Annotated in this window: 12 protein-coding genes; 3 read left to right on the top strand and 9 right to left on the bottom strand. The window is 63.1% G+C overall.

Translation table 11 applies throughout. From position 1 onward, the window contains the following. Nucleotides 1-29 precede the first annotated feature (29 nt). From KUW17_RS01605 to KUW17_RS01595, 3 genes are all read right to left on the bottom strand, one after another. Nucleotides 30-1,400: a cytochrome P450 gene (locus KUW17_RS01605; RefSeq protein WP_222475420.1), complete on the bottom strand. Its 1,371-nt coding sequence runs from the start codon at nucleotides 1,398-1,400 to the stop codon at nucleotides 30-32. Continuing rightward, a complete protein-coding gene (locus tag KUW17_RS01600; protein ID WP_315899378.1) occupies nucleotides 1,397-2,647 on the bottom strand; it encodes a hypothetical protein in 1,251 nt (416 codons plus the stop codon). Before KUW17_RS01600 ends, KUW17_RS01605 begins: the two co-directional genes overlap by 4 nt. Nucleotides 2,648-2,757: 110 nt before the next feature. After that, a complete protein-coding gene (locus KUW17_RS01595) occupies nucleotides 2,758-3,510 on the bottom strand; it encodes a cytochrome c biogenesis CcdA family protein (RefSeq protein ID WP_222475419.1) in 753 nt (250 codons plus the stop codon). Between the two features lie 94 nt (nucleotides 3,511-3,604). On the opposite strand from KUW17_RS01595, the gene KUW17_RS01590 reads away from it, so the two are divergent. Then, nucleotides 3,605-3,838: a sulfurtransferase TusA family protein gene (locus KUW17_RS01590; protein WP_222475418.1), complete on the top strand. Its 234-nt coding sequence runs from the start codon at nucleotides 3,605-3,607 to the stop codon at nucleotides 3,836-3,838. Between the two features lie 196 nt (nucleotides 3,839-4,034). Here the strand turns inward: KUW17_RS01590 and KUW17_RS01585 are convergent, their stop codons facing one another. The 6 genes from KUW17_RS01585 to purC form a co-directional block, all read right to left on the bottom strand. Continuing rightward, nucleotides 4,035-7,022: a ribonuclease E/G gene (locus KUW17_RS01585; RefSeq protein ID WP_222475417.1), complete on the bottom strand. Its 2,988-nt coding sequence runs from the start codon at nucleotides 7,020-7,022 to the stop codon at nucleotides 4,035-4,037. 587 nt (nucleotides 7,023-7,609) lie between these two features. Then, nucleotides 7,610-8,947, bottom strand: a complete 1,338-nt coding sequence (locus KUW17_RS01580) for a sigma-54-dependent transcriptional regulator (protein WP_222475416.1) — start codon at nucleotides 8,945-8,947, stop codon at nucleotides 7,610-7,612. 30 nt (nucleotides 8,948-8,977) lie between these two features. Next, nucleotides 8,978-10,750, bottom strand: a complete 1,773-nt coding sequence (locus KUW17_RS01575; RefSeq protein ID WP_222475415.1) for an ATP-binding protein — start codon at nucleotides 10,748-10,750, stop codon at nucleotides 8,978-8,980. A 36-nt stretch (nucleotides 10,751-10,786) separates the two neighbouring features. After that, the gene (purQ, locus tag KUW17_RS01570; RefSeq protein WP_222475413.1) at nucleotides 10,787-11,455 is read right to left on the bottom strand and encodes a phosphoribosylformylglycinamidine synthase subunit PurQ; all 669 of its coding nucleotides are present in this window, start codon (nucleotides 11,453-11,455) and stop codon (nucleotides 10,787-10,789) included. Beyond that, a complete protein-coding gene (gene purS, locus KUW17_RS01565) occupies nucleotides 11,455-11,685 on the bottom strand; it encodes a phosphoribosylformylglycinamidine synthase subunit PurS (protein WP_019297460.1) in 231 nt (76 codons plus the stop codon). Before purS ends, purQ begins: the two co-directional genes overlap by 1 nt. 102 nt (nucleotides 11,686-11,787) lie before the next feature. Then, the gene (gene purC / locus KUW17_RS01560) at nucleotides 11,788-12,549 is read right to left on the bottom strand and encodes a phosphoribosylaminoimidazolesuccinocarboxamide synthase (protein ID WP_222475411.1); all 762 of its coding nucleotides are present in this window, start codon (nucleotides 12,547-12,549) and stop codon (nucleotides 11,788-11,790) included. Nucleotides 12,550-12,822: 273 nt separating this feature from the next. Here purC and KUW17_RS01555 point away from each other — a divergent pair, with 273 nt between their 5' ends. Both KUW17_RS01555 and bmt read left to right on the top strand, forming a co-directional pair. Beyond that, complete coding sequence (locus KUW17_RS01555) at nucleotides 12,823-13,140, top strand: DUF1476 domain-containing protein (RefSeq protein ID WP_222475409.1); 318 nt, start codon at nucleotides 12,823-12,825, stop codon at nucleotides 13,138-13,140. A gap of 311 nt (nucleotides 13,141-13,451) precedes the next feature. Next, a complete protein-coding gene (gene bmt, locus KUW17_RS01550) occupies nucleotides 13,452-14,474 on the top strand; it encodes a betaine--homocysteine S-methyltransferase (protein WP_222475407.1) in 1,023 nt (340 codons plus the stop codon). Nucleotides 14,475-14,560: the final 86 nt, after the last annotated feature.

Genomic DNA, 14,560 nt, shown 5'->3' with positions numbered 1-14,560 from the left:
AGTTTTCTGAAAACCTTGGTCAAGGCTTTTCAGAAAAGTTTTGGCTGCCGGGGCGATAGCCGCAGCCAGATCCCGTTTTTCGACCGCACTGTCAGATGCGCCACCGGTACCGGCGTCTTGCCTTCCACGGGTTCAATCCGGAACCGGCGCAGGATCATCGACAGGATCAGCGGCCCCTCCACCATGGCGAACCCTGCCCCGGTGCAGACGCGAGAGCCTGCAGAAAACGGGATATAGGCATCGCGCTGGCATTGCTTGCCGTTCTCCGTCTGCCAGCGCGCGGGGTCAAAACCATCCGGGTTTTCCCACAGCTGCTCATGCCGGTGCAGGTGCCAGGGGCTCAGCACCATCTGCGCCCCTTCGGGCACTGCGCGGTTCCTGAACCGTTCCGGGCAGGCTGCCTCGCGCACCATCATCGGCACCGGCGGATAGAGCCGCAATGTTTCGCGGAACACGTCACGGCTGATCTTCAGCTTTGACACCGCGGCAAAGCTCTCATCCTCCAGCGCAGCCGCTTCCGCCGCCACTTTCTCCTGCCACTCCGGGTACAGTGCCATCAGGTAAAGTGCCCATGCCAAGGCAGAGGCGCTGGTTTCATGGCCGGCAAGAAAGAAGATCGCCACCTGATCCACCATCTCGGCCGTATCGAAGGTGCTGCCGGATTCCGGGTCACGGGTGGTCATGATCTTGGTCGCCAGATCATCCGGCGCTGTGCCAGCCTTGATTGCCGCCATGCGCTCGGCCGTGAGTTGTTCAATCAAGGCCCGTATCTCAGCCGCATTCCGGCGGGTGCCGCGGCGAAAGAACCGCGGCACCCAGCGCGGCAGCGGCACAAAGGCGGCCAAGTTCAGCAAGGGCTGGCTGCGCTGGTAGTCGCGGAAGCGGGTAAAGACCTTCCCCGCCACCTCATGTTCGATAGGGATCGAAAACAGCGTCCGGAAAATCACGTCCGCTGCCGCGTGCGAAGTCTCTTCCTCAATCTCCACCGGCCCCTGCCGCCCTTCCAAACGCGCCACGGCCGCCTCTGCTGCCGCCCGCATGGCCGGGAAAGTGTCCTTCAGCCTTCCGCCCTCAAACGCCGGGTCAATGATCCGCCGCTGCCGCTTCCAGGCTTCGCCATTGGTCAGAAACACCGAGTTTCCCAGCAAGGGCTTTAGCCCTTCGGCGATGCGGTCCGACTTCGGAAAGTCATCCGGGCGCTCCTTCAGCAGCAGCTTCACCAGCTCCGGCTGGTTGACGAGAAAGGAGCGGAAAAAGGGCGTACGAAACTCCGCCATCCAGGCCCGGTAGAGCTTTGCAGGCTGCGCCGAAAGGATATCCTGGCGGAACAGTTTCACATAGCGCCACAGCGACACCCGGTCGGGCCGTGCGGATGGTTTCGGCGGCAGCACAGGGGTCATTCGGCAGCCACCGAGGTGAATTTCGAGACCGGCACATCAATCCGGGACTGCGACGGTTTGCGGTCCCTGTAGCGCTCCGCCAGCGTCAATGGCCCGGCAGTGATCCGGAAGTAGTCATAGTCGCCTGGCCGGTCAAAGGCGCAGAGATACTGGAAATGCAGCCGGAAGAAGCGCCAGCGCAGCTGCTGCCAGCGCTCCGGGCTGAGGGTTTGGGTGAAGGCAGCCGAGAACACCAGCGGCCAGCGCTTACCCTCCGGTGCGACGCCGCTGACGGCCACCGGATCACATAGAGCGAAGGCGCATCCGTCACCCGGCGCGGTGACATCAATCCAAGTGATTTCATAACTCTGCGACAGATACTTAAGGTCGGTCCGCAAACGCTTTGCCTTCGGCAGGAAAGAAACCATCGGCACCACCTGCCCCAATGTCAGAAATCCCAAGGCCGGCCGCTCCGGCGGCAGCCCGTTACGCAACAGATCCGCCAGCACCGACACCCCCAGATGCGCACCGGAGGAATGGCCGACAACCAGCACCTCATCCAGTCCCTGGTCATCCAGCGCCTCGCGGATCAGGGAGCGGAACTGGCGCATCCGCGCCTCCATGTCGGGCGGGATGGCGCCCCGCGACGCTGCCGAATGAGCGTAGTCATGCATAAGATAATAGGCAAAGAACTTGCCATCGCGCTTCTTGAACCAACGCAGCAGAGCATAGCCCGCTCCAAGGCCCGCGGCCCATCCAATGAGTGCGGCCAGCGGGCCGCCGAGGCTGGCCAACGCATCCAGGATGGCGAATACATTTGCCACGCCCCAAGCCAGCAGCAGCGCCAGCAGCGCCTGCAGCAGCAGCATCCCGACCGGGTACAGTGCGGCAATCACTGGACCCTTGCGCAGCCGCATCAGCCGCCGCAGCGCGCCGGTGGAGATATAGATCCAGGCGGTCCGCAGCAGCTGCCAGTAGGTGCCCGGGATCGTTGCCTCCATACTGCCGCGCACGATGTCGGACCAGACCAGCACTTCAATGTCCACCCCGGTCCGCTGCCCGTCCATTTCCGCAGCGGCATGCCAGCCGTAGGGGCCTTTGGTCCGTTTCGGGGACAGGGTCAGGCTGTAGCCGGAAATCTTCGCCTGCGCAGCGCCTTCCTTCCGGTAAAGCTCGCGGTAGCGGCGCGGGTGAATCGGGTCATAGCCGGGGATGTAGAACACCCGCCGCCTGCGCACCTGCTGGGGTTTGGAACTGGTTTGATCCACGCTGACCTGCTCTGCCTTTCCGCGGTGAGACTAGCAGCGCATTCCGGCAAGAGTAAGGCCTGGAAGACGCAAGAAAAAGGGGCCCGAAGGCCCCTTCCCATTCCCCGGTCTCAACCCAGCGTTGCCAGCGCCGGAAAGGTCTCCAGCAGCCACCAGGAGAAAGTGGTAAACAGGCCGGTGACCAGCATGATGCCGACAAACAGCAGCAGGCCGCCCATCACCTTTTCGATCAGCCCCATATGGCGCTTCATCTTGTTCATCAGCGTCATCGACCGGTTTAGGAACATCGCCGCCAGCAGGAACGGCACCCCCAGTCCTGCGGCATAAACGCCCAGCAGGATGGTGCCGCGGCTGACAGAGGCTTCCGATGCTGCCAGAGACAGGATCGCACCCAGCTGCGGGCCGATGCAGGGCGTCCAGCCAAAGGCAAAGGCCAGACCCAGCACATAGGCGCCCAGGGCAGAACCGCCGGACTCGCCTGCCTCCATCCGCGCCTCACGGTCCAGCAGGGGGATACGGAACACCGACAGGAAATGCAGGCCGAAAATGATTACTACAACACCTGAAACCTGCGCGAAAAGTTCCTGGTTCTTCAGCACGAAGGCGCCAAAAGCCGACGCGGTGAAGCCAAGCAGCAAAAATACCGTGGAAAGCCCCAGCACAAAGAACAGCGCGGCGATGATCGCCTTGCGCCGCGCAGCGGAGGTGCCCTGCATCTCGCCGATGGTCACACCGCTCATGTAGGCCAGATAAGGCGGCACGATCGGCAGCACGCAGGGCGACAGGAAACTGATCACGCCGCCCAGCAGCGCCACCAGCATGGCAGGGAGCAGCCCTGCGTCGATGATCTCGATTCCAAACATGTTGCAACACTTATGTCAGCAGCGGGCCAACGTCACGGGGACGGCTGGTCACATCCTTGTGGACAGCATGAAACATCCCGCTTATCTGCACACCATGACCGAGATCAAAGAGACATTGGACGCAATCGGGCTGCTGTGCCCCCTGCCCGTCCTGAAGGCGCGCAAGCGGCTGAAATCACTGGAACCCGGCCAGGTTCTGGAATTGCTAGCGGATGACCCGGCGGCGGTGATCGACGTGCCGCATTTCTGCAATGAAGCGGGCCATGAGTTTCTCGGCCACAGCGCCGGCACGGACCACCAGATCTATCTGATCCGCAAACGCAGCTAAACTGATTCAGCGCTGACGTCGTTCAGGGTGTCCGGAATTCGGCGCGAATTACGGCACGGAAAACGCGTGTGTTCCGGGCTGCATCGCGCATTGGGAAACGGCTGCCGTCATGCGCGAGGGCTGCCAGAGAAGCGCCAGCAGAGTAAAAAAGAAAGGCAGGCCAAACAGCCTGCCTTTCCCTAGATCTTCTTCAGCCTTAGCTGCCCATCGACCACCACCCGCGGCGCTTAGGCTTGGGGGGGGCTGCCGGTTCCGGCTCAGCCTCAGCTCCGGCCATGGCAGGCTCCGGCTGCTTCTCCTCAGCCGCGGGCGCAGGCTCGGCTTCTGCGGTCTCTTCCTCAGCAACCGCTTCTGCAGCAGGCTCTTCTGCGGCGGGTTCGGCTTCCGCCTCAGCCTCAACAACAGCGGCTTCTTCTTCGGCTTCCTCAGCGTTCTCTGCAGTCTCAGCTTCAGCTTCCGCAGCATCCTCTGTCTCTGGCGCGGCTTCAGCTTCCGCCGGAGCCTCTTCGGCCTCTACGGCCGCCGGTTCTGCAGCCTCTGCCACCGTCGCTTCTGCTTCCTGCTCGGGCGCTTCCTCTGCATCGGCAGTTTCCGCAGCTGCGGCAGTTTCCTCAGCAGCTTCCACCGGGGCCTCTGCCTCTCCGGCAGCGGCGTCTTCAATGGCGGCGGCTTCTTCTTCAGCCTGCTTTGCCTTCGGCTTGCGCGAGCGGGTACGGGTACGGGAGCGTTTCTTCTCCTTCACCTCTTCCGCAGGGGCTTCTTCGCCTTCAGCGGCAGCATCAGAGGCTTCGGCGGCCTCTTCCTTGGGCTGATCCTGGTCCTCAGATGCCTCGTCGCCGGTGTCGCCAGTCTCACCGTTCTGAGACTGCTCGCCATTGCCTGACTTGCGGCGGCGGCGGCGGCGGCGCTTGCGCTTGGGCTTGTCTTCCTGCGAGGCCTCGTCTGATGCCTCAACTGCGGCGGCAGCTTCTTCCTCGTCCTGCTTGGCCTCGTCAGCGTCCACCTGATCCATGATCGAGGTATCCACCGACACCACCGGTGCGGTGGCCGCAGGCACGTTGCGCGAGGCGGTCTTGAATTTCTCCAGCACAAAGTCCGGGCTGACCAGGTGCGGATCGCCTTCGATGCGCACGGACAGGCCATAGCGGGCCTCGATCTGCGCGATATGCTCGCGCTTCTGGTTCATCAGGAAGTTGGCGATGGACACCGGGCAGCGCACCAGAACCTCGCGGGAGCGGCGGCGGGTGCCCTCTTCCTCGATCTGGCGCAGGATCGACAGCGCCATCGAGTCGTCGGAGCGGATCAGGCCGGTGCCGTGGCAGTGCGGACACGGGGCGGTGGTCGCCTCGATCATGCCGGGGCGCAGGCGCTGGCGCGACATTTCCATCAGGCCGAAGCCGGAGATCCGGCCCACCTGGATACGGGCGCGGTCGGTCTTCAGCTTATCCTTCATGCGCTTTTCGACGGCAGCGTTGTTCTTGCGCTCGTCCATGTCGATGAAGTCGATGACGATCAGGCCGGCAAGGTCGCGCAGGCGCAGCTGGCGGGCAACTTCTTCTGCCGCTTCCAGGTTGGTCTTGAGCGCGGTTTCCTCGATCGAGCCTTCCTTGGTGGCGCGGCCGGAGTTCACGTCGATCGCCACCAGCGCTTCTGTCACGCCGATCACGATGTAACCGCCGGACTTCAGCTGCACGGTCGGATTGAACATGCCGCCCAAGTAGCTTTCGACTTGGTAGCGCGCGAACAGCGGCAGCCCTTCCTGGTAGTGCTTCACGTTCTTTGCGTGGGACGGCATGATCATCTTCATGAAGTCCTTAGCGATGCGGTAGCCGCGGTCGCCTTCCACCAGAACCTCGTCGATCTCGCGGCTGTAGAGGTCGCGGATCGAGCGTTTGATCAGATCGCCTTCTTCGTAGATCTTGGCCGGCGCGATGGATTTCAGCGTCAGCTCGCGGATCTGTTCCCACAGGCGCTGCAGGTATTCATAGTCGCGCTTGATCTCGGATTTGGTGCGCTTGGCACCGGCGGTGCGCACGATCAGGCCCGCACCGGTCGGCACGTCCAGTTCGGTTGCGATGTCTTTCAGTTTTTTGCGGTCGGCTGCATTGGTGATCTTGCGGGAGATGCCGCCGCCGCGGGCGGTGTTGGGCATCAGCACGCAGTAACGGCCCGCCAGCGACAGGTAGGTAGTGAGAGCAGCCCCCTTGTTGCCGCGCTCTTCCTTCACAACCTGCACCAGCAGCACTTGGCGCACCTTGATCACTTCCTGGATCTTGTAGCGGCGCGGGCGCGGCTTGCGCGGCGGACGGATGTCCTCGCTGTCGTCCTCGTCGGCAACCGACTCGATGCTTTCATCCTTGGTCGCGGCATCAGCGCGGCCAGGCTTGCCTTCGTCGTCTCCTTCGTCGTCGCTGTCTTCGGCGTCGTCTTCGGCTTTTGCTTCTTCAGCCGCTGTCTCGGCATCCTCCGAAGCGATTTCCGCCTCTGCCTCGGCTTCGCCTTCGCCGGTTGCTTCCGCCACGGCTTCCTCAGCCGGAGCCTCTTCAGCTTCCGGGGCCTCTGCAGCGGCAGTCTCTCCTGCTTCAGCCTCTGCGGTTTCGCCCTCCTCCGGCTCTTCCACCGGGGTTTCGGCAACACGCTCCATCGGCGAGGAGCCCTCGGGCACCTCGGCCAGCTCCGCCGGGACATCCGCGGCTTCACCCTCGCTGGTCAGGTCAATGGTTTCCATGCCGGCGATTTCACCGGTTCCAGCGTCAGCAGCCTCGACGTCTTTGGTTTCGACAGCATCCTTGGAAGACGCTTTCGCTGCTTTTGCAGAGGATTTGGACCGGCGCGAGCGTTTCGGCTTGGCCGGTTTTTCTTCCTCGTCCTCATCGCGGGCGCGCATAGCCTCGGCATAGGCGCGCTCTTCCTCCATCAGGGCCTCACGGTCCGCGACGGGGATCTGGTAGTAATCCGGGTGAATTTCGGAAAACGCCAGGAAACCATGGCGGTTGCCGCCATAGTCCACAAAGGCCGCCTGCAGGGACGGTTCGACGCGGGTTACTTTTGCGAGGTAGATGTTGCCAGCAAGCTGGCGTTTGTTTTCGGATTCAAAGTCGAACTCCTCAACCTTGTTTCCATCGACCACCACAACGCGGGTCTCTTCCGCGTGGGTGGCGTCAATAAGCATCTTCTTTGCCATGGGTCCTTGGTGCACCTGCCCTGTGCGCCCGCAAGCCTCCTGCTTCCAGGCGGCCGCGCGCGTTTCGGGTGGTGTCTTGTCAGGGCGATCTTGGACGGCGCGGTGCAGCAGGTGGTCCCGGGTTCGATGCCCGGCCTTCCTGCCTCAGTGCTCTTCGCTCTCGCGCGCGTCATCGCGGTTCTTCTCCGGCAGACGGGGTGTGCCCGTGCCTGCCTTGTTATCCCTGCACCGGTGATAATTCCGGCTTGGGCGCTAAACTGCCCCCTTGGTTCAAGAGGGCCAATCGGTCTGGCTGCGGCTTTCTCGGATCATGCCGGACAAAAGCCGAAGCCAGCGAAACTCATCAGAACGGGAGAAACCAAATGCCGGTTTCCGGCCCGTTGCGCCAGCATAAGGCCTGTGGATAGGTAATGACAATGGACATTCGTCACCACGCGGCCTGAAAATGCAAACGGCCCGCCGATAGCAGGCAGGCCGTTAATTTCAGGTAACTTTTTGGATCGAAGCCGGCATCCGTCTAACATTCCGGCTCTGAAAACACGTGCTTTCCGGGCCGTTTTCCGCGCAAGGAAACGGCTGGTGCAGGCTCAGGCCAGGTAATCCGACCGCTGCAACCCGTATTTCGCCATTTTCTCGTTCAGAGTCCGGCGCGGCAGGCACAGCTCATCCATGACGCTGGCGATCGAGCCCTTGTGCCGGCGCATGGTGTTGTCGATCAGCATCCGCTCAAAGGCTTCCACATATTCCTTCAGCGGCTTGCCTTCGGTGGTCATGACAGGCTGCATTTCCTCGTGATCGGACATCAGGAGCGAGGCAATGGTGCCGGAGCCGCGGCGCGATTGCAGCACGGCGCGTTCGGCGATGTTGATCAGCTGGCGCACGTTGCCCGGCCAGGGCGCCTGCAGCAGCTGCGCGGCTTCTTGGGCGCTGACCTGCGGTGCATCGCAACCGTACTCCTCCGAGAACTGCTCGCTGAGGCGGGTGAACAGGGTCAGGATGTCCTCGCCGCGCTGGCGCAGCGGCGGCACGGTGATGCGCAGCGCCGCCAGGCGGTAGAACAGATCCGGGCGCAAAGCATCCTCGCAGGTCTTGCCTGCTTCCTGCAGGTTGGAAATGGCGATGATCCGGGTTTCCGCAGGGGTACCCTGCTCGTTGATCACACTCAGCAGCTTGGCCTGCAGGGTTTCCGACAGCGCGTCGATGTCCTCCAGCACCAGGGTGCCGCCGCGCGCCTCCTCGATGGCCGGCAGCATGCTGTCTTCCGGCAGCATCGGGCCGAACAGTCGCTTGGACAGCACCTCCTCCTCCAGCGCGGCGCAGGAAATCAGCACAAATTTCTTGCCCGCACGGCTGCCAACCGCGTGCAGAGCATGTGCGACCAGCGTCTTGCCGGTGCCGGTCTCGCCGTCGATCAGCACGTGCCCGTCGGCCTGGCCCAGGTCCAGGATATCCTCGCGCAGGCGCTCCATCACCGGGCTCTGGCCGATCAGTTTCTTCATGATCTGCGACCCGTCCGACAGCTCGCGGCGCAGCGCGCGGTTGTCGAGTGTCAGGCGGCGCGCGCCGGTGGCGCGCTTGGCCAGCTCCGACATCCGGTCCGGGTTGAAGGGTTTTTCCAGGAAGTCGAAGGCGCCGACGCGCATCGCCTCAACCGCCATCGGCACATCGCCGTGGCCGGTGATCATGATCACCGGCAGCGCGGAATCGCTGCCCATCAGCTTCTTCAGAAACTGCATGCCGTCCATACCCGGCATCTTGATATCAGAGATCACGATGCCCGGGTAATCCGGCCCCAGAACCTTCAGCGCCTCTTCTGCGCTGGAAAAGGTCTCCGTGTCGTAGCCTGACAGCGCCAGCCACTGGCTGATCGACTGCCGCATATCCTGTTCGTCGTCCACGATCGCGATTTTCATAGCCTGGGCCATGCGCGTTCTCTCCTAATCACTCCGGGCTGCCTATTCGGCAGCTTCGATGCCGTCCACCAGGACCGGCAATTGCATCTCAAAGACCGCCCCGCCGTTCTGGCCGTTGCGGGCGGTCAGCCGTCCCCCAAGGTCGTTGACGATCCCCGAGGAGATGGCAAGACCCAATCCAACGCCGTCGCCGGGCTGCTTGGTGGTGTAAAAAGGCTCAAACAGGTTGTCGAAGTCCTTGATACCCATCCCATTGTCGCGCACCGACAGGGTCGCCGTCTCACCCGCCGCCAGCAGGATTTCCACCTCAGGATCCGCCACGGATTTGGTGGCGTCCAGCGCGTTGCGCAAGAGGTTGACCATCACCTGCTCCAGCCGCATCCGGTCCCCCATCACCATAACAGGTTCTTCCGGCAGGATGCGGGTTATTTTCACATGCCGCTGACGCAGCTGCGGCTCCATCATCGACAGGCTGGAAGCCAGCGCATCGCCCAAGTTTACAGGGCTGAACGCATCGCCTCCCTTGCGCGCGTAGGATTTCAGCTGGCGGGTGATCGCGCCCATCCGCTCGATCAGATCGTCGATGCGCCCGAAGGAGGCCAGTGCCTCGTCCGGACGGTTCCGGTTCAGCAGCAGCCGGGCGCCGGCCAGATAGGTTTTCATCGCCGCCAGCGGCTGGTTCAGTTCGTGGCTGACGGCGGCAGACATCTCGCCCAAGGCGGCCAGTTTGGAGCTCTGCGCCAGGCTCTGCTCGGCCACGGCGAGGGTCTTTTGCATGCGTTCACGCTCGGCAATTTCCCGCTGGAGGCGAGCGTTCAATACGCGAAGCTCTGCCGACTCGCGCTGGAACAGCGCCATCCGCAACGCGGTCTTTCTGCTCAGAAAGTAGAACGCAAGCGCCAGAAGGATTGCGAATCCCATGATCTCCAGCGCCAGCACCGCATTGACCCGCTCTCGGACGGAGGAATAGGTGGTGAATGTGGCCATCCGCCAGCCCTGGAACGGCACCCGCGTTTCCAGCCGCATCACCGCCTCGCCCTGCAGGTAGGCGTCCGGCGGCAGCGCCGTCCAGTCCGTGGTGGCACGGATCGCCCGCTGGATGGCCCCTTCGGGCGTCTGCAGCGTCAGCGCATCGCCCTCTTTCAACCCGCGCCAGCGCGCTTCGGTGGCCAGAATGATGTTGCCGGTGCTGTCGGTCACCAGAACCGCGTCCGAGATCCCGGCCCAGGCCCGTTCGAATTTCTGCAGGTCGACCTCGACAACGATGGCCCCCAGCACTCCGGTCGCGTCGATCACCCGCCGGGAATAGGTGAAGCGGTAGCCGCCCACCTCCCGCGGGATGACCGAGAACACCGTCGACTTTGCCCGCACCGCGTCGACAAAATAGGCCGCGTTGCGGTGGTTTTCCCCCAGCCGATTGCGGTCGGTTGCCGCCACCGTGCGGCCGTCCTGCGCCAGAAGCATGATCGAGGCGGCGCCGATTTCATCGACAAAGGAAATCAGCCGCTGGGTGGAGAGGGAGAAATCGCTGGACTGCAGCGCCGAGATCAGCGTCTGGTCACGGGCCAGCAGCTGCGGCACGATGGCATGCTGGCGCAGCTCGCTCAGCAGGTTGCCCGAATAAAGCGCGAGACGCAGCTCTGCCCGGTTGCGGGTGCTTTCGGTGAAACGGTGGGTCAGCGCACGGTTGGTGGTCCAGACCGTGACGGCCGCCACCACCATGAACAGCACAAGCGCCAGCCGCGCCCGCCATGAAATCGTGCGGGAACGCGCCTTTGGCTCAGATTTATGCAGATCAGTACGCGGGGCGGTCATATTGACACACTATGGCCGCCGCCCCGCATCCTCAAGTCACGCAGCGGTGACCATCCCGGCCAGTGCGCGGAACACTGCCGCACCATCGGTGCCGCCATGACCCTCGTCCGCAGCCCGTTCCGGATGCGGCATCATACCGAGAACACGGCGGTTCTCGGACAGGATGCCCGCAATGTCAGCCACCGAACCGTTGGGGTTTTCCTCGTATGTGAAGGCCACCCGGTCCTGATCGTGCAGCGCCTTGATGGTCTCTGTATCGGCAAAGTAGTTGCCGTCGTGGTGGGCAATCGGCACGCCGATCACATCGCCTGCATTGTAGCCCTGGGTAAAGACGCTCTCGGAAGTCGCGACTTTCAGGTTCACGGTGCGGCAGATGTACTTGAGCCCCGCATTGCGCAGCAGAGCGCCCGGCAGCACGCCGGTTTCGGTCAGGATCTGGAACCCGTTGCAAACGCCGATGGCATAGCCGCCGCGGTCCGCGTGATCGATCACCGCCTTGCAGATCGGCGACTGTGCCGCGATCGCGCCGCAGCGCAGGTAGTCGCCATAAGAGAAACCGCCCGGCACGCCAACGATGTCCACGCCTTCAGGCAGCGCGCTGTCCTTGTGCCAGACCATCGACACGTCGAAACCGGCCTGTTCGAACGCCACCGCCAAGTCGCGGTCGCAGTTCGAACCCGGAAATACAACAACCGCCGCCTTCATCAGGCCATCTCGATGCTGTAGGATTCGATCACGGTGTTGGCCAGCAGCTTCTCGCACATCGCGGTCACATCCGCCTCGGTTGCGCCTTCGGCCAGGTCCAGATCAATCACCTTGCCCTGGCGCACACCCTCGACCTTGTCAAAGCCCAGAGCGCCGAGCGCGTGGCGCACGGCCTCGCCCTGCGGATCCAGAACCCCGTTTTTCAGCATCACATGCACCCGTGCCTTCATCGCATCATCCCTCAGGTTTTCGATGGCGAAGCCCTCCCGGGCTTCATCTTTCCAAAAATACTCAAAGACCCGCGGCGCGGCAGGCGCAGCGGGTCCCTTGTCTCAGTTCACCAGCGTCGGCTTGCCTGGCGCGGGCGGATTGTTCGGCATCACGCCCAGGCGGCGTGCGACCTCAGAATAGGCGTCCGTCAGGCTGCCCAGGTCACGGCGGAACACGTCCTTGTCCAGCTTCTGGCCGGTCTTGATGTCCCACAGGCGGCAGCTGTCGGGGCTGATCTCATCGGCGACCACCAGGCGCTGGAAGTCGCCCTCGTAGATGCGGCCGATCTCGATCTTGAAGTCGACCAGGCGGATGCCGACTGCCAGGAACACGCCGGACAGGAAGTCGTTCACACGCAGCGCAAGGCTCAGGATATCATCCATGTCCTGCTGGCTGGCCCAGCCGAAGGCCGCGATGTGCTCTTCGGTGACCAGCGGATCGCCCAGGGCATCGTCCTTGTAGCAGTATTCGACCACCGGGCGCGGCAGCTGGGTGCCCTCGTCGATGCCCAGGCGCTTGGAGATCGAGCCGGCCGCGTAGTTGCGCACGATCACTTCCAGCGGAATGATCTCGCAGCTGCGCACCAGCTGCTCGCGCATGTTCAGGCGCTTCAGGAAATGGGTCGGCACGCCGATCTGCGCCAGGCCCAGCATGAAGAATTCGCTCAGGATGTTGTTCAGGACACCCTTGCCCTCGATCACGTCGTGTTTTTCGGCGTTGAAGGCGGTGGCGTCGTCCTTGAAATACTGGACGATGGTGCCGGGCTCGGGGCCCTCGTACAAAGTCTTGGCCTTGCCTTCATAAATCTTCTTGCGACGCGCCATTGGGAACCTTTCGGGTCAATGCCGGGAATCCGGCCCTGCGATGTGCCGCTCTCATAGTGCAAGGGGGCCTCAGCCGCAAGCTTGCTGCAGCGCCCGGGCGAACGGCATCCCAGACCGCAACCGCATCTGTCCGCGCCCGCAGCTCCGGGCACACCCGCCCGCCCCGTTTGCAGCAGTGTTCAAAGGCTTTTCCAGACACAGTTTTTTCTTGCCCTGAGCCAGTATCATGCTCCTATCATACAAGGGGTACAATAGGTTTAATGAGGACGCGACATGACAACATTTGACGAGCGCGAACAAGCCTTTGAAGCGAAATTCGCGCATGATGAGGAGATGCAGTTCAATGCGCAGGCGCGCTGCAACAAGCTGCTGGGCATGTGGGCCGCGGATCTGCTGGGCATGACAGGCAGCTCTGCCGCATCTTATGCCCAGGCGGTGGTCGCAGCGGACGTGGAGGAAGCCGGCCACGAAGATGTGGTGCGAAAACTGGAAGGCGACCTGAAAGGCAAGGCAACGGAAGAGCAGATCCGCGCCAAGCGCGCAGAGCTGCTGATCGACGCAAAGGCCCAGATCCTCAGCGAATCCAGCTGATTGGCCTGCCACTGGCAACCACGGACCAGCAGGCCCGAAGGCCCGTGTGCAAGCAGGAGACGCCCCCGCCAGTGCCTTGATGCCTATTCCGGCTTCTGAGCGGCCATACTGCCGGACAGACAGAACGGCACCCGGCCCTGCGCCTTGGCGCATTCATGCGCCTGCTGCCGGTTTTGCGGCAGCAGGTCCGCAGTCTCATAATGAAGATGAAGAAAATGAAATTGCCCTTGCTCGTCCGGCGTGAGACAGGGGAAACAGACCTATTTGCCGCCCGGCCCGCCGGGGCGGCCTGCTGACACGGGACACGACCGATGACAAACACATTCAAACAGCTGCTGGACACCAAAGACGTGCTGCTGGCGGATGGCGCGACCGGCACCAACCTGTTCGCCATGGGCCTTCAGTCCGGCGACGCGCCGGAGCTGTGGAACGTAGACGAGCCCAAGAAAATTCTGGCGCTGTATCAGGGGTCTGTTGATGCCGGCAGCGACCTGTTCCTGACCAACAGCTTTGGCGGCACCGCCGCACGCCTGAAACTGCACGATGCGCAGGGCCGCGTGCGTGAGCTGAACCGCATCGCCGCCGAGCTGGGCCGCGAAGTTGCAGACAAGGCAGAACGCAAGATCGCTGTTGCCGGCTCCGTCGGCCCGACCGGGGAAATCTTCGAACCGGTTGGCGAGATGTCCCATTCCCTGGCAGTTGAGATGTTCCACGAACAGGCCGACGCCCTGAAGGAAGGCGGCGCTGATGTACTGTGGCTGGAAACCATTTCGGCACCGGAGGAGTTCCGCGCCGCCGCCGAAGCCTTCAAGCTGGCGGATATGCCCTGGTGCGGCACCATGAGCTTTGACACCGCGGGCCGCACCATGATGGGCGTGACCTCGTCAGATCTGGCCCAGCTGGTGGAAGAGTTTGAGAACACGCCGCTGGCTTTTGGCGCCAATTGCGGCACCGGCGCCTCCGACATCCTGCGCACCGTTCTGGGCTTTGCCGCGCAAGGCACCGAACGCCCGATCATCTCCAAGGGCAATGCCGGCATCCCGAAATATGTCGACGGCCACATCCATTACGACGGCACCCCTGAACTGATGGGGGAATATGCGGTGATGGCCCGTGATGCCGGCGCCAAGATCATCGGAGGCTGCTGCGGCACCATGCCTGCGCACCTGCGCTCCATGCGCGATGCGCTGGACAGCCGCCCGCGCGGCGAGGCACCCGCGCTGGAGAAAATCGTCGAGGTTCTGGGGCCCTTCACCTCTGACAGCGACGGCACCGGCGAGGATGCCGGGGCTGGCAGTGAGCGGCGCGGCCGCCGCGGCCGCCGCCGCGCCTGAAACGCGCTGCCGTCCATTTTTGCAGCCTGATACGAGGACCAGTACGGCGCCGCACATCTATTGCGGCGCCGCTTTCATTCTGCCGT

The sequence above is a fragment of the Leisingera aquaemixtae genome, assembly GCF_019801145.1.
Taxonomy (GTDB): domain Bacteria; phylum Pseudomonadota; class Alphaproteobacteria; order Rhodobacterales; family Rhodobacteraceae; genus Leisingera; species Leisingera aquaemixtae_A.
This window is presented reverse-complemented; position numbering and strand designations above follow the sequence as displayed.

Bases quoted from the DNA above. Each gene is read 5' to 3' on its own strand.
- KUW17_RS01575 (WP_222475415.1), bottom strand. From the start codon at position 10,750: ATGACCGCCCCGCGTACTGATCTGCATAAATCTGAGCCAAAGGCGCGT.
- purS (WP_019297460.1), bottom strand. From the start codon at position 11,685: ATGAAGGCACGGGTGCATGTGATGCTGAAAAACGGGGTTCTGGATCCG.
- KUW17_RS01605 (WP_222475420.1), bottom strand. From the start codon at position 1,400: ATGACCCCTGTGCTGCCGCCGAAACCATCCGCACGGCCCGACCGGGTG.
- KUW17_RS01555 (WP_222475409.1), top strand. From the start codon at position 12,823: ATGACAACATTTGACGAGCGCGAACAAGCCTTTGAAGCGAAATTCGCG.
- KUW17_RS01580 (WP_222475416.1), bottom strand. From the start codon at position 8,947: ATGGCCCAGGCTATGAAAATCGCGATCGTGGACGACGAACAGGATATG.
- purC (WP_222475411.1), bottom strand. From the start codon at position 12,549: ATGGCGCGTCGCAAGAAGATTTATGAAGGCAAGGCCAAGACTTTGTAC.
- purQ (WP_222475413.1), bottom strand. From the start codon at position 11,455: ATGAAGGCGGCGGTTGTTGTATTTCCGGGTTCGAACTGCGACCGCGAC.
- KUW17_RS01585 (WP_222475417.1), bottom strand. From the start codon at position 7,022: ATGGCAAAGAAGATGCTTATTGACGCCACCCACGCGGAAGAGACCCGC.
- KUW17_RS01590 (WP_222475418.1), top strand. From the start codon at position 3,605: ATGACCGAGATCAAAGAGACATTGGACGCAATCGGGCTGCTGTGCCCC.
- KUW17_RS01595 (WP_222475419.1), bottom strand. From the start codon at position 3,510: ATGTTTGGAATCGAGATCATCGACGCAGGGCTGCTCCCTGCCATGCTG.
- bmt (WP_222475407.1), top strand. From the start codon at position 13,452: ATGACAAACACATTCAAACAGCTGCTGGACACCAAAGACGTGCTGCTG.